The 15,939-nt window shown below is 47.9% G+C and carries 9 protein-coding genes; 4 read left to right on the forward strand and 5 right to left on the reverse strand.

The window, feature by feature from the left end:
- Window positions 1-309: 309 nt before the first annotated feature.
- From NXS99_RS00670 to NXS99_RS00685, 4 genes are read right to left on the reverse strand one after another with little or no spacing between them, the layout of a single operon-like run.
- A complete protein-coding gene (locus NXS99_RS00670; protein ID WP_259286740.1) occupies window positions 310-2,889 on the reverse strand; it encodes an AAA family ATPase in 2,580 nt (859 codons plus the stop codon).
- A gap of 4 nt (window positions 2,890-2,893) precedes the next feature.
- Window positions 2,894-4,036 carry an exonuclease SbcCD subunit D gene (locus tag NXS99_RS00675; RefSeq protein ID WP_259286741.1) on the reverse strand — a complete coding sequence of 381 codons (1,143 nt, stop codon included), beginning with the start codon at window positions 4,034-4,036 and terminating at the stop codon, window positions 2,894-2,896.
- 3 nt (window positions 4,037-4,039) lie between these two features.
- Window positions 4,040-4,882: a hypothetical protein gene (locus NXS99_RS00680; RefSeq protein ID WP_259286742.1), complete on the reverse strand. Its 843-nt coding sequence runs from the start codon at window positions 4,880-4,882 to the stop codon at window positions 4,040-4,042.
- 43 nt (window positions 4,883-4,925) lie between these two features.
- On the reverse strand, window positions 4,926-8,339 hold the full coding sequence (locus tag NXS99_RS00685; protein WP_259286743.1) for a DEAD/DEAH box helicase: 3,414 nt from the start codon (window positions 8,337-8,339) through the stop codon (window positions 4,926-4,928).
- 389 nt (window positions 8,340-8,728) lie between these two features.
- Here NXS99_RS00685 and putP point away from each other — a divergent pair, with 389 nt between their 5' ends.
- The 3 genes from putP to NXS99_RS00700 all read left to right on the forward strand — a co-directional run bounded on the left by putP (window position 8,729) and on the right by NXS99_RS00700 (window position 11,615).
- Window positions 8,729-10,243: a sodium/proline symporter PutP gene (gene putP, locus NXS99_RS00690; RefSeq protein WP_259286744.1), complete on the forward strand. Its 1,515-nt coding sequence runs from the start codon at window positions 8,729-8,731 to the stop codon at window positions 10,241-10,243.
- Window positions 10,244-10,371: 128 nt separating this feature from the next.
- Window positions 10,372-11,058: an HNH endonuclease family protein gene (locus NXS99_RS00695; protein ID WP_259286745.1), complete on the forward strand. Its 687-nt coding sequence runs from the start codon at window positions 10,372-10,374 to the stop codon at window positions 11,056-11,058.
- 68 nt (window positions 11,059-11,126) lie between these two features.
- A complete protein-coding gene (locus tag NXS99_RS00700) occupies window positions 11,127-11,615 on the forward strand; it encodes a DUF2269 domain-containing protein (RefSeq protein ID WP_259286746.1) in 489 nt (162 codons plus the stop codon).
- Between the two features lie 152 nt (window positions 11,616-11,767).
- Here NXS99_RS00700 and NXS99_RS00705 read toward each other — a convergent pair whose 3' ends face one another.
- Window positions 11,768-13,045: a trypsin-like serine protease gene (locus NXS99_RS00705; protein WP_259286747.1), complete on the reverse strand. Its 1,278-nt coding sequence runs from the start codon at window positions 13,043-13,045 to the stop codon at window positions 11,768-11,770.
- Window positions 13,046-13,236: 191 nt separating this feature from the next.
- Here NXS99_RS00705 and NXS99_RS00710 point away from each other — a divergent pair, with 191 nt between their 5' ends.
- Window positions 13,237-15,891 (forward strand): fibronectin type III domain-containing protein, encoded by a 2,655-nt coding sequence (locus tag NXS99_RS00710; protein WP_259286748.1) that lies wholly within the window; start codon window positions 13,237-13,239, stop codon window positions 15,889-15,891.
- Window positions 15,892-15,939: the final 48 nt, after the last annotated feature.

The raw sequence follows: 15,939 nt of genomic DNA on the forward strand, positions 1-15,939 counted from the left end.
GATTCTTGACGCAACACTCCGCTCTCACCGGCCTTCATGCATGGTATGTACCAGCAGCCTTAACAACCAGGTTTGAATGGCTATAATGTCCACCTCCTGCATGCTTCAGTGCTATTTCGTAAAAAGAACACTAAAACTATGATCGAGCTTGGACGTCGCACAAGCATGTGCGCCGAGCAGGTTGCAGGACAAGACAGCAACCCACTCGGCGCGTAACTATTCACGTAGATTTCATACAGGCTTGCAGCCAGCGTTCCAACCAGCTCAGACCTGAACTCTACGCAGCGTACGATTCAACACACATAGTGCTTATGCCTTTGATTGGCGTTTTAACGCTGGTAACGAATATTCATGCAGCAGCTTCACCGACTGATATCGTTGCGGCACGCAGGTGAGCACAAACACTTGCTGATTCTGAGCGACAGCATCAAAAGCAGCACCCATGAAATCTAGCCTGGTTTCATCCGACGAACCTAATACATCATCGAAGAAGATTGGCATACCAGCTGATGCAATCATTTTCGTCACTGCAAGACGTGAAAGAATCTCAACCTGTTCTTGCGCGCCACCTGAGAGTTGTGCTTTATCTATCGAAACCCCGTTAGCGTCAATACGCGACTGAACCTTCAAGTCCTCAGATACGTTAAACGTCACGTCTCGCCCGAAGACCAATTGCGCTAAGCGCTGCAATTCGGTCACAAATGGTGTCGTATAGCGTTCACGTGCCATCTTTTGATAGTGACTCAACGTCTCATAGAGCGTTTGTGCAGCTTGTGCATCTTTTTGTTGCTGATGATACTTGCGCTCTAAAAGATGCTCTTGGCTCTTGGCCTGCTCGTATTGTGTGGCTACGTTTCCAGATTGCTCAATTTTGGCTTGCAACCGGCTCAGTTCAAGCTGAACTTGGGTCACCTGATGCCTGGTGTTCGTGGCCTTTGCTTCTGCAATTTCAAGCAAACTTTGCAATTCATCTGCTCGAAGTTCCGCAAATTCTTCTTCGCGAACCGTGAATGTTGCAAACGCGCGATCCTTTGCTGCTGTCGCTTCAGCCACTGCTTCTTGCAAACTTTCATACGAATGCCGCTGTTCTAGTTCAGCAATTTTTGCTTGTTCACGTGTGAAATACTCGGCTTCTTGCGCATGCTCAAGCTTGACTTCCTGAAGCTTCACAAGCTCTGGTGAGGTTGCAGCTGCCTCGCGTTTTGCATCCAATTCTTCACGGCGCTGTGCCAATTCTTCACGCACCTGCTGCGCTTGAGCTACCGCCGATTCTGCTTCCTCAACGCTTACGACAACCTCACCATCACTTGTAGCAGATAAGGTTTCTAACTCTTCTTGCGTATATTCACTAAGAATCGCACGCTTGTCACGTTGGAATGACTGCTGCTCCAACTCTGCTTGCGCCCATGCTTGACGACGCTCGCGCGCTGTCAGAACATCATCAACATCATATTTTTCACATAGCTGTTGCCATACTTGATTTGCTTGTTGCGCGTCCTCCTGTGCCGTTGTCGCAGCTGGTGTAACAGTCATCGTGACATCGCCAACACGAACAACCATCTCGTCCGTCAAAGTGCGCTGGAGTTCTTGAGCATCAACAGTTACTGCCGCATCATCGATATGAATATCAGTTGGCACGGTTGCCGCAACTGTTACTGTTGGCGCATTCAACTTTAATTTTTCAGCAGCAAGTATTTTTGCGCGCCAAGCATCTTCCAGCTCTGCAACCGCATCCTGCTCAAATACAGGTATTTCAGCCAAAGCTTCGAGTTGCTGCTCAAGTTCTGCAAGCTTTGCAAGTTTTTGCCGTGCTTCAGCTGCTTGCGCTACTGTTTTCGCCGACCGTAGTTGAGTCGTCGCATCTTCTACTGCCTGTTTTGCAGCCTGCTGCTGTTCAACTAACTCGTCATATTCATGTTTAAGCTGATCCTGCGCACGCTTCGCAGCTTCTGCACTTTCCGTTGCAACATGCACTGCTGCTTCCAGCTCTGCTACTTTTGCTGCCTGTGCATTCATTGTGGCAAGCACTTCGTCACGAATAGTCAATGCTTCTTGTGCCGTACGATGTGTTTGTTGTGCAATTTCGTACTTATGACGTGCTTGTTCAAGATTCGCGCGTAGTTGCTCAACTTGTTTCGACTCTGTTCGTCGTAACGCTACCTCAGCGTCTAGTTCTGGAATGCTAGCTTCAAGTTCAGTCAGCCGACGCGTATTGGTCTCATAAATCACCACGTCTTCATCAAGCTCATGCAACTTTTCTCGCAGCACAGCGGTCGCAGCTTGAGCCTCTTGTAGCTGCGTTCGCAGCTCGACGACGCGGGTACTTTCTTTGCCGGTTTTCTTAAAATAATTCAGATATTCCAAGTACGCTTTTTCTACCAGAGTATTGCCCTGATGCGGATCGACCTCATCATTGCCTTCTTGGAGCATCTTTTCCAATGGAGTAATCTCCGCATAAGCTAAGTCTGCCACCATCTTATCTTGGCGGTTAAACATTGCCGTAAATAACGAATCATCCAGATACTGTTCTCTTTGCTGCACCAAATAGTTCTCAGCATCATCTGCAGTCAAGGTTGTACCATTGGAAAGCCGCAATTCGGTTTTAGCGCTTTTCAGATACTGCTTCGTCAGTTTCATGCGCTGATCACCTAATGTGAACTGCAGCGAGACGAATGGTGCAACATCACGATCAACTGGTTTGACGCTCTTGACGTTTTTCGCAGTTGAACTGGATTTCATCGTTAATGCCAGATGAATCGCTTCGAGGATCGTAGATTTACCTTCCTCGTTTGGGCCAGACAATAAAATCAATCCAGTATCTGGAATATCAGTAATAGATATATGTTCGATTCCACGGAAATTACGAACTTCAATCTCGTGAATTTTCATGATTTTAGCGCCCCTCTACTTCACGATTCAGTTTGAATAATAATGACAAAGCATCTTTCGCCTGTGGCGTTGGATCATCTAACAAACTTTCACATGCTTGCTTAACAAAACCACTGACATTCATTGCCGCTAGATCTTCATCGGTAGGCTCTAACACGAGATTATGCGTCCGCTCGCGATGATACAGTGCAGCGAATAGAACTTTTTGCTTGGTCAACTGCTCTTCAAGCCATTGCATGGTCGTCGCATCAACGCTACCGATCAAGGCATATTTAATAACAGTTGTGTCTTTATGCTCGAAGCTATCCAACCATTGGCAAAACTCTTCAACATCCGCAGCACTATTGACCTGCCAGGTTGGTGCCACAAACCGCCATTTCCCAACCTCGATTTCAGTAACATTGACGCTTGCTGCTGTACCAGCTTTTTCAATCTCAACCACTAAGGCTTTCCCTGAGTTGTTTTCACCATTGCCGGCCGGATACTCCAAGAAATCAGTCACTTCCGGCGCTCCGGAGTACCACACTTTGCCGGTTTCACTCAGGCTCATCGCCGAGTGGGTATCACCGAGAGCGAGATAATCGATGGTAGCGTCGGCAAGCTTTTGCTCAACGAATCCAAGATCAATCACATCAAAGCTACTATCATTGCCTCGAGCCAATACTTGGCCGTGACCGATAGCGATACGGATTTTCTGCGTTGGAGCCAATGGTCGCAATGCTTCAGCGACGAGATCACGAGCTGAGCGCTTGGAGACTAGCGGCGCTCCGACAAGTTCAACGTCATGCGCAAGCTGAATTAGCGCGTTATCACCAATGACATGAATATTGTCATATTTTTCAACGCTCCGGAAGATACTGTCGGCGGTTAATGGATCATGGTTTCCTGGCAGCAAATAGACAGGAACTGGCAATTTCGAAAACTCGGCGATCGCGCGCTCACGAATTTTTGGGTCAATGGCGTTATGTTCAAAAACATCGCCTGCCACCAAAATGCAGGAACACTTGTGCTCGACTGCCGCTTGGCCTAAGGTCGCAATGACATCTTTACGAGCACTATCATATCGTGCTTGTGCTTCGCCTTCGAGAAACCAACGCTGCATACCAAGCTGCAAATCAGAGGTATGCAAAAATTTAAAATGTGTCATACGTTATCCTTCTTGATTCGGTGCTGTAACAGCTTCATGTACAAGGTAATAATAAAGATCTTCCAATTCCGAAACTGCTCGCAATTCCTCAATACCTGTGTAACTGACCATTCGCATTGCTTGATGCAAGAGCGATATATCAGAATCTTCAATCACCGGTTGCGGTTGCACATTCGGAATAGCAGGCAATGGTCGCCCTTTCCAAAACTCCTCAGGAGTCGCCTGCTGCACTCGCGATGCTTGTGTTGCAGCGTAGGCAATCACTTCGTGTTCGATATCTCGAAAACTGGTATCTCGTAACTGCAATGCCAACTCTGGATTATTATCAAGCACAGTACATGCTGATAAAGCGGTAGCAATCACGTGTTTGCAACACGCGTCGTGATCTGGACAGCTACAGCGCAATCGAAGATCCATTGGCGCTTCGGCAAAGATACACTCTAAGACGGCTGCGGATGCATTCCCTACGCGAAGTTGTTCAATTCCACGCTGGTTGGCCAAGATGTTCTGATACAGCTGCTCAAAATCAGCTGCTGTACGCATTGGAAATTGAATATCAACTTCAAAAGGATATACCTGTGATCCTTGCACAGACGCGGTGATCACAGAGTGGCGAAACACTAAGTCTTCAACAGCTCCTGCCAAAGCGTAGGTTTTCCCTCGCGTGAGACGTTTTGGTTCGGCACGGGCAAGAATCAAACGGCTGAACGCACGAGAAAAGTCAGAAGTGCCATACTCATGTATTTTCTGTGCCTGCGTTAATTGTTCTGGCTCGCGTCGAATCGATTGTTTGGCATGAAAATTCGCAAAAATCACATTATCAATGCGCGGGCGTCGTGGCGCCATGAGTGGCCCTCCTTCCGTATCCGTTCTTTCCCATACTCTCGTATCACGATTCCTGCGTACGATAGGTCAAAAGTTCAGCAAGCTGCTCATCATCAAGTTCAGTCAACCAGCCTTCACCTTGCGTGACAAGACTATTGGCTAAATGAGATTTTCCCTGGATAATTTCTTGGATCCGTTCTTCTAACGTGCCAGCAGTGATGAGCTTATAGACCATCACATTTTTATCTTGCCCAATCCGATACGCACGGTCTGTTGCTTGATTTTCAACCGCTGGATTCCACCATCTATCCATATGCACCACAATATTTGCAGCCGTCAGGTTCAAACCAGTACCGCCAGCTTTTAACGAAAGCACCATTGCCGGTGGTCCTTGTGGCGTTTGGAAGGTTTCAACCATGTGATCACGTTGTATCTTTGACACTCCCCCATGCAAAAATGGAATCTCACGATCATAATGCTGGCTCAAATATGGAGCCAAGAGATCTCCGAATGCCTTGTACTGCGTAAAAATCAATATTTTTTCGCCATTCGCACGAGCATTGTCCACAATCATCATCAATTCTTCAACTTTGCCAGATCGATGCCGACCTTTCAGGACTAGCGGTGAACCATCGCCTAAGAAGTGTGCTGGGTGATTGCAAATCTGCTTAATCTTCGTCAGCGACGCTAAAATCAATCCACGCCTGCTCATGCCTTCTGACTGCTGAATCGCTACTTGCAATTGCTGCACATAAGCTTGATACATTGCTGCTTGTTCTGGAGTCATGCTCACAGTGACAATATTTTCTTCTTTTTCTGGCAGTTCAGCCACAATTGCTGGATCAGATTTCAATCTCCGTAAAATAAATGGTTGCGTTAACGCACGCAGTTTATCCGCCACGAGTTCATCACCAGTGACTTCGATTGGTTTCGAAAAATGGTTGCGGAAAAATGAAACGGATCCCAACATGCCAGGATTACAAAAATCGAGTAAGGCGCGCAGTTCAAGAAGACGATTTTCAACTGGGGTACCCGTTAATGCCATGCGGTGTTTTGCAGGAATCGCACGAACGACTTTTGCGATTCGGGTCGCAGAATTTTTAATAGATTGTGCTTCATCTAAACTCACCCGTTGCCAAAATACTTGCGAGAGCAAATCAGCATCTTTGCTTGCGGTGCCATAAGAGGTAATCACAAGATCATATTTTTGGAACTTCTGGCAATCTGCAGCATCTCGAATACGGTGCTGACCATGATGCACAAGCACTCGTAAACTCGGCACAAACTTCTTTGCTTCGCGTGCCCAGTTTCCAACCACAGAGGTCGGCGCTATTACTAAGGACGGACCATATTCCGGCTGCGGTTCACCTTTGTTTGGCACAGTAATACACCTGTCATGGCCGTGTTCCAGTGCATCACGAGTATCTAAGGCTTGAACTGTCAGGATTTGTAGAGTTTTACCTAGGCCCATGTCGTCGGCAAGCACGCCACCAATATGATTGTGCGCCATCCAACGAATCCAATTCACACCGCGATGCTGATATGGACGCAAGGAAGCATGTACGGTATCGGGAATATCTTCAACCGTTGGTGCGGGAATCTCAAAGGCGGTAGTTTGGCCTAACAACGCTAATTCCCATTGTGTGCCTTCGTAAGCAATCAGTGATTCTTTGTCTTGTTCGAGAATCAGTTGCCGCATCTCTGCACGAGAAAGCTCTCCAGTTGAGGACTGTTCTGCGCGCAATTTTATTTCAAGTTCCGCGAGTTCTTCTTGTAACTGGGCTGCACGCGAACTATTCGGATCTAAGAGTGCAAGATACTCAAGCACTTCATCGCGTTTTGCTAGCAGGTGTTTGAACTGGGTTTTAGCCAGCTTTTGCATATAATTGCGCACCGCTTTTAACGATGTAGCATCAGCCATCACCCATTTGCCACGCAGCTGAATTAATCCAGTTTTGGAAGCAATGAGTTGTGCCATTTCGGCATCATCAAGTGCGTGATCCCCAATCGAGATTTTCCAATTAAAGTTCACAATGCTGTCGAATCCTACGGCACTTACGCCAGTAGATTCTGTTGGATTAGAAACATTTACCAGTGCATGAACCTCATGCACACTCCAAGCTTTTGGCACTAACACGCTATAGCCGTGGCTGCGCAATGCCGGCACATCTTTATTAAGAAATTCAACAAACGCTTCTGTGGATAAATACACATCAAAGTCGCCAGCGTGTGGAACTTGCTGGAGTGCTCGGAGCAGTTCTTGCTGGTGCGCGTCCAGCGATGATTCGGGCAGAGCTGGCGTTTCTGGCTGATCAAAAATAGCGTCAAAGCCAGCAAATGAATACTCCTGCGATACGAATGAATACTCCTGCGATACGACTGTAAGCGTTGTATCCGAAACAGTATTCGCTGGGAGAACATGATCGGGTTCGCGAATGTTGAGAATATCTGATTCGTGTGTTGGCTGCGTGCGAGTCTGTATTCCATACAAAGCAAGGTTCGATTGTAGGCCCAGATTCGGAGCAATAAATGCCATTTCTTTGCGCATGGCTTCAAGTTGAGCTTTGGTTGCGCGATCAAATTCACGCAACCGAACAGGAATTGGCGTCTCTTGCCCACTCCGCACTAACACACGCACGGCCCACAATGCGCGGTCAACATCGCCTAAATCAGAGGTGGCATCTTCACGATGATGATCGATCAGCTGATCATGATGTGTGTTGATATCAGTCAGCGGTTCTTCAACTTGAATCACAAATTGAATATCACTGCTTGTCACTGAGTCTTTCCACTTATTCAGCGCACTGACAAGTGCAGCATTTCCTCGCTTCAGTGGCTTAGATGCCAATAAGGCTTCGTGAAATTCATGCCAGAGGTGCTTGCGTGGGGCAAGGTGTAATGGACGCAAAATTGCGTTCGTAATCCAGTGTGGCAATTCTGCCGCAATATCTTCCGCGACAGTTGAACCAGAATTATCGATAATCACTCGTGGACATGCTGCAAGCATCTGCGCAAGCCAGCCGCGTTCACCAAGCCCAGTGCTCAACTGCCACATGGGATACCATTGATGATCCTGATAGTGCAGCTTGATCGTCACTCGCCCGGCGCGCACAAACGATTCCAGACCTTGATATAGATGGACCAGCCATTGTAGATCTGGTGCGAGTGTGGCAAGTTGTTCAACGGGAGTATTGACTGCATTCAAGGATGCAAGTGTGCTTAACACTTTCACTGCGTCTTCTGGAGCAAAGGCCAGCGTTGGCATCGCAAGTTTAACCTCGCGACCTTTCGGGGTGAGCAACTTGGTTTCCACGCGATGCCGAAACGGTACAGACCGGAGCAAACTATCAATGGCCGGAGGGAAAATACCTGCGTCGATAAGCTCTGGCGTCACGATTTTGTGGCCCTCGGTTTGTTCCACCCAAAGATGCAGCCCAGAGGATTTGAGCCAAAGCGCGTGGAGTAAATGAGAAGCCATATTTCTATTTCTACCAAACGGCATTTCCATTCCGCGGGAATCCTGATAAATAGGTGTAAAAAAAGTTCAATATTTACACCATTTTGTGACACTTATCTCAATTTACGCACCCTCATCCTGCGGAATAACGCAATCTGAATCGCGCTATCATTACCGGCACAAGTTTTCGTGCCCTTCAAATCCATCGTCTACTGCCCATCACAGAAGCAGCTGATCGGTGCATCATATCGTGCAACATCCTCGTGACTTTGAGCTTGACGACGCTGCTGCTTGCAGCATCATCAATATGTCAGCCGCACACTTGTACTCCAGCGTCAGCGATCACCAATACCCTCATATCAAAGGTTTTTCGATAGGATAGAACTTTAAATATTTGCAAAGGATTGAAGATGACTGAGTACACATGGTACATCCTGGCCATTGTCATATATATGGCAGTAATGCTGTTTATTGGCTATTGGAGCTACCAGCAAACCAATGAATATGACGATTACGTATTGGCAGGACGCAATCTTCATCCGTTTGTTGCTGCGATGTCGGCAGGTGCTTCGGATATGTCAGGCTGGTTGCTTATGGGCCTTCCGGGAGCATTATTTGTCACCGGCATGAGTGAGCTTTGGATTGCTATTGGCTTAGCTGCTGGCGCATGGGCGAACTGGAAGTGGGTTGCACCACGACTGCGTGCATATAGCGAGATGGCACAAGACTCAGTCACCATTCCTTCGTTTTTCGAAAACCGCTTGCAAGACCAATCACGTGCGTTACGCATGATTTCAGCGCTGATTATTGTGGTGTTCTTTACCTTCTATGTGTCCTCTGGCATGGTCGCAGGTGGCAGGTATTTCGAATCAACGTTCGGCGGCAATTATCTTGACGGCATGCTCATTGTTGCATGTATCACTGTGGTGTATACCTTCATTGGTGGCTTCTTAGCTGTCGCCTATACCGATGCCGTACAAGGCACGATCATGTTCCTTTCATTGGTCATTGTGCCGGTGATGGCGTTATTCGCTTTGGACGATCCAAGCTCGATTTGGACTTGGGCAACCTCCCACGATTACGGCCCATACACTGGTGGAACTGGTAATCCACAATTCTTCTCACTGATCTCTGGCGTCTCGGTAGCTGCAATTATTGGTAATTTGGCATGGGGATTAGGCTATTTCGGTCAACCTCATATTATTGTCCGCTTCATGGCGCTGCGGAGTCCGCAAGATGCGAAACACGGTCGAACAATTGGCATTACGTGGATGATACTCACGATGGGTGGCGCCACTTTTGTCGCAATTATTGGTACGGCATTTTTCGGCCAAGACCCTGCCATCGCTATTGTCGATCGCACATCCTTTGAAACCATCTTCTTAGATATGGGCAGACTGTTATTCCACCCATTTATCGCTGGTCTGATTTTAACTGCGGTACTTGCAGCTATTATGTCAACGATCTCCTCTCAGCTTTTGGTTTCAGCAACTTCCCTCATTGAAGATATTTATTTGGTCTTTGCCAAGCGCAAGCCAGATGAGCGCATCTTAATGAACTTATCGCGCACAGCCGTGATGCTCGTTGCCATTATTGCCGGCATTATTTCAGTGCACCCTTCCGACTCAATTTTGGGTTTGGTTGGATTCGCCTGGGCTGGCTTCGGCGCGGCATTTGGCCCACTAGTATTGCTGAGTTTGTACTGGAAGCGCCTGACAATCGCGGGTGCATTAAGTGGCATGCTTACCGGTGCTGCTGTGGTGTTTATTTGGGGTAGCTCACAGCTTGGCGACGTTATTTATGAGATGGTGCCTGGCGTGCTTGCAGCAACCACCATCACTGTCGTGGTTTCTCTTGCAACCAAATCGCCGCAGGCACAGGTAGTCGAAACATTTGATCGCGCAGTAGAGTTCTCCAAACAGTAAATAACACGTTCCAATCACACCAGAGCGGATAGTCCACCTGAGCACACATATTTGGTTCCCAATACTCGAACGCGAAGGCGTTTCAAATATTGGGAACCATTTTTCACCGTAGATGAGTCTAATACGGTATGCGTCGAAAATATGCGTGGAAATCATTGGAACCGAAAATTGCGACAGTTCCGCTTGTGCTCACGGTTGCCAGCCTTGGCTTTGGTACGTGGCTCCTTATTGAACAACTGCCCGTTCTGGCACAGAGCAGTGGACATCTGGCAACGATTGCAACCGTTCCACAGCGTGGCAATATTTATGGGTACCAGCGCGACGCCTTTGGGCACGGCTGGCAGCCAACCGGAATTGGATCGTGCACAACACGAGAAGCCATAATTTACGATCAGCTTCACAACGATCACACGATTTCGTTTCAGCAGTGGTGTTCAACACCTGCGCACGTACGAGAGCCGCTCCGCGGCAAAGATCTCTACAGCGACCGTATAATTGCCACACACCCACATGAGCAGGAAGCAGCGATTGAGGTGGATCATATTTTTCCTTTACGCGCTGCCTGGGATTTAGGTGCAGTGTACTGGGATGAGGCTACTCGAATAGCCTTTGCGAATGATCCAAAGAATCTCGTTGCTGTTTCCAAACAAGAAAATCGTGAAAAGTCTGATCAACTGCCAAGTAAATGGTTACCTCCATTACGAGCTCAACGCTGTTGGTATGTCAATCGTTTGGCCGAGGTGGCCTCCATCTACCAGTTATATCTTGCAGAATCCGATGTTGCTGTGATGCGCAAACAGTGCATATTAGGCTAATGTGTGAGATCTACGTTATAACGTGCTCGCTTCAAACAGCGAGCACACGATGAAAGCGAGTTATTCTCATGAATTCCATTATTATTGTGCTGCACATTCTTGCTGCTGTACTATTCCTTGGCCCGATTACAGTTGCCATTTCTTCATTCCAAGTCAAAGCTCTCAAAGCTAAAGACGGCGATCAAAAAGCCATGGGTGCAATGCAAGTCCTCTACAAGACTACTCAGACCTACGGCATGCTCTCACTACTGGTTCCATTGCTTGGCTTCGCTGTGATGTTCACCGGCGACTACTGGTCTGACGGACGTTTCCATGCATCCATCTTGTTGTCGGTCATTGCATGGGGTCTGCTGTTTTTCGTAATTAGCCCACGTCAGAAAAATATGATGGGCGCCTTAGAGCTGCTTGACGACGACGAGCAAGAAGCTGGTACGTTCGCAGTTTCTGATTGGAACAAAGCCAAAGCACAGCTGTCGATGTTTGGTGGCATCTTCTCGTTGCTGTGGGTTGTTGTTGCATTATTAATGATGCTGCCACGTTTGACTTCGTTCATGTAACAGTCGCTTCGCAGCTGAGACCAAAGCTGGGCGTTGAATATCTTTCAACGCCCAGCTTTTTCTATCCGCGACAACTGCCCTGATGCGCGTATTCGCGAGGAATCAGAATGCACAGAAGCGTCGTCAAGCTTATATAATGATCGCAATCACCATTATCCACGCAATGGCCATTGTGCATTGGTAAGTCCTGTTCGCATCACAGCAAGTACGAGTCCACCTATCGCAAAAATTGCGGTGATCAGGGCAATTAGTGCAGTTTGCCAGCCTTGCAGCGCGGAAGATCTCGTGTGGTCTGTTTCAGGTGTTTGCTGCGTTGATGGTACTGCTGGTGCAGGTTCTTTCGAAGTCGTTAGCATTACTTGGGTATCTTCAGATGGTTTCGCAGGTTGTGACTGCAATGTTGGAGTTGCAGAAGACGTCGTCGGCGGTGCTGGCAGAGTTACTGTGTCAGGATACGGATCACGAGGATTGATCAACATGCGATCGAGCGGTGAAACTTTTCCAGCCATTTCGGTTTCAAATTTCGCACGCTCTGGTTCTGATAATCGCAGCCATTTCTCAAGGTCTTGCTCATATCGAGGATTCTTCAACCACGCTGGGATCTGTTTTGTTGGATACGCCGAGAACGCACGAGGATTAATAATCAGATTTTTATTATGACAGCTGCCCGTTGGATTCTCGACTCGCTGATCTGGACTACGATCGGCATTAATTGTTGCAGCAATCCAGTCAAACGCTTGTGCAACGTCAGTGTAATGCGCTTCCGCATCGAAAAGTCCGCCATGTAAAACGCCACGAACTTGGCCATTTACGAATATCGGCGCACCAGAATCTCCTGGACGCGCTTGTGCCGGATCTTCATAGGTTGCGACGAACATCTGTGAACCTGCCTTCTGATATTTTGATGTGACATGTGCAGCAGTCGTTCGTAACCGTTGTGGGAAACTATTGGATTCATTTTTACCCCAGCCATAGGCCACAGCTGCGGTTCCTTCTGCAGGTGAAGATGCTCCTACTTCGGCATAGCAGTGCCAACCAAGACCTTTGGAAGATTTGAGTAAGGCGATATCACCAACTGGTGCGACCACGAAGCCGTCACCATAGGTGCGATAAGACTTATTGGTGCCAAACGACAGATCATAAATAGATTGCGTTGATTTGCAATGCGCTGCAGTAAGAATCCAATGCTCATCAATTGCCACTCCAGTGCAGGTATTCCCAGGTGAGCCAATGCGCACAACATGATTTGCTGCAAGATCATAGCGCCCCGCATTTGTCGCATTCGACATAGCATGAGCTGGAGAAATATCACCTGCAAGCATCAACAATCCAGCAACTGCTACTAAAATACCAATCGTGTGAATCTTCATTCTTACCTTCGCTTTACAACAGTTTTCACCAGCTAAGCCAAGCCTTACAGAATTGATCATAGAGACGAAGTATCGACCTATGAAAATTGCCCCCAAAATAGGCCATTGTAATATTTTTACAAATATATAAATGACGTAATGGTAATGCGCTTTCATGTGAGAAATATTATATTTTTTAGTTAGGTTTGGCTCTCCTTAATAAGATGAAGTTGTTTATCTTCTCCAATACTCCATTCCAAGAAAGTGGTGACATGCATAACAAACGTTGGCGTACAGCCATTATCAGCTCCACAACAGTCCTTGCATTAAGTCTTGGCACAACCGCCCCTGTGGTTCTTGCAACTGATGCAGTCAGTGCACAACAACCGGCAGGCACCAAGGGAGTATATGTCCGCGCTGATGGCACCACTGTGCGAATCACGTGGGAAACTGTCACCGGCGCAAACCATTACACTGTCGAGCTGATTGATACCGCAACCGATCGCACATACCAGAGCGAAAAGAATACTGTTCACACCACCGAATACTTCACCAATGTGGTCCCTGGTACGTACAAAGCACGCATCGTGACATGGACCTCGAACACTGAATATTCGACACCATCGGAGTCTCAGCCCGTCACCGTTTCTGCCGATGTCACCGTTCCAGAAGCTCCAGATGCTCCTGTCTTAGAGTTGCTTCGTGACCAAAACATTCATGTTGAGTGGCGGCAAAACTCTACTGGCGGTCTTGGGCTGCTCTCCCAAGAAATCACTCTGACTCCAGAAGACGGCACTGCCCCAATTACGAAGGTGGTACCTGCCAATGTCGAAGAGGCAATCGTTTCGGGTGTCACCGTTGGTAAAGCATACAAAGCAACTGTCAAGGCTAGAAATGCTCTTGGTGACTCCCCTGCTTCTGAAGCATCCACTGCGCTGACAGTCACCGAAGATCCAGCAGATATCCAGCTCACTGTGACGCCTCATGAAGTCGACCCAACACAGGAGAATACCTTTGTTGTAGAAGGCATTGGTTATACCGGTGCCGCAGCACAAAACGGACTGTATATTGTCGTTCGTAACCGTGCTTCATGGGACCCAGGCCATCGCCCAACTGTTGAGACCTTTGGTTATGCAACCAGTATTGAAGTTGCTCCAGATGAAATTCACGATGGTCACTTCAGCAAGCAAATCACCGTTCCTGCAAACTCTTTTGATCTTCAGCCTTCCCTCCAATATCTCGTCGGCACGATCGCCGGAGGCAAGGCGATTGCTTACGATCGTCGATATGATCGCGCGATGAGCATTCGTCTCAAAGGTCAGCCAGCTGAAAGTGTGACCGCACGTGCTGAAGGCCGAAAGATCGTCGCTTCTTGGGAGCCACCAAGCTCCGATACTCGAGCCCGAGAATATCGCATCGAATTGTATCCAGTGACAAACGGCCAGCGTGAAACGCAAGTAGCACGGACACTGACAAAAGGGCCGATGTTCCGGAATGCCGAATTCTTAGATCTACGACCTGGTACGTACGTGGTTTCGGTTCGTGCCAACATTTCATCGAATGACTGGGATGTGAATTACACTGAACCAGTATTTTCTCAAACTGTCACGATCGCGCCTCCTGAGCAACACGCACCTGATGCGCCACAAAGTGTTCGTATTGATCCTGGCGCAACTGACAACAGTGCGCGAGTTTCGTGGCTCGAATCGGATAATGATGGTGGTGCTGCGCTGACCGGCTTTAATGTGATTTTGCGCAGTGAAGGCAAAGATCCAATCGTGCGACAGGTGGGGCCAAACGAATCGCTCTTAGATATCTCGGATGTTCCAGCAGGAACGTGGACTGCAGAAGTCTACGCAGTAAACAAAATTGGTAGCTCCATTGCAGGAACGTCGGAGGCATCAGCAACCATCACTGGTGAATCCCTTGTCGCTGATCCACAATTGACCGTCGAAGATAAGCTCCTCGATACCTCCAAGCCACAAACTCTCACGGTTTCTGGCACTGACTATGGCAAGACGAGTACCGTCATGCTGGCAATTGTCGATGTTGCAGATGAAACTACCAAGATTTTGGAACAAGAGGTTCGAATCACTGCTGGTGCGTTTAGTCACGAGCTTGCTATTCCTGCGAAAACTCTTGATCCAACCAAGAAGTATGCTGTTCTCACGTATAAGGGTGAGACTGAATTAACCAAGGCATTGCTGAAACTTGCCGATCCAATTGTGGCAAAACCAGTGCTCACTGCCGATACCACCACCATTGATGCTGCAAAAGGTGGCACTATTGAGGTTTCAGGCACCGGTTATACCGGTGATGGTGCGGCTCAAGGTGTTTATGTTGTAGTGTATAACACTACTGACTGGACACCAGGTACGATTCCAGCTCAAAGCAAGAAGTTCATTGGTGCACAATGGGTGAAAATTGCTGAAATCCGTGATGGTGCTTTCACGAAAACCGTCACTATTCCAGCTGGTGTGTTAGCAGAGGGCCAAACGTATGCAATTGGTACCTTTGCAGCACACGCACTCTCGCAAACGAATCGTAGCTTGGATGCGAGCTTGCCACTGACTGTCACGAACGCGACTGTACCAAGTCAAAATGACCAGTCGACCGACAATACTAATGGTAATAATGCCGGTAATTCAGGTGACACGGGCAATACCGGTAATACGGGTGATACAGGTAACTCCGGCTCAGGTAATTCTGGCGTAGATCCACAGGTGTCAACCACACCAGAAACTCCTGGCACGACACCAAAGCCACCAGCTCCATATGACACTCAGAACTTGTCGAGTCTGAATAACAAAATGGCTATTATCGCATCTATCGTTGGCATTTTCGCTACTATCGCAGGTGTACTCGGCCTGTTCTCAGACCAGATTCAGAAATTAGTTGCGCAGTTTAAGCATTCCTTCGGTTTCTAATTGCCAACTCTGAACTTGGTGCCAGAAGTTTTCTCTTTCACGGCACCA

Origin of the sequence: Corynebacterium sp. HS2168-gen11 (genome assembly GCF_024834075.1) — a bacterium.
Classification (GTDB): Bacteria; Actinomycetota; Actinomycetes; order Mycobacteriales; family Mycobacteriaceae; genus Corynebacterium.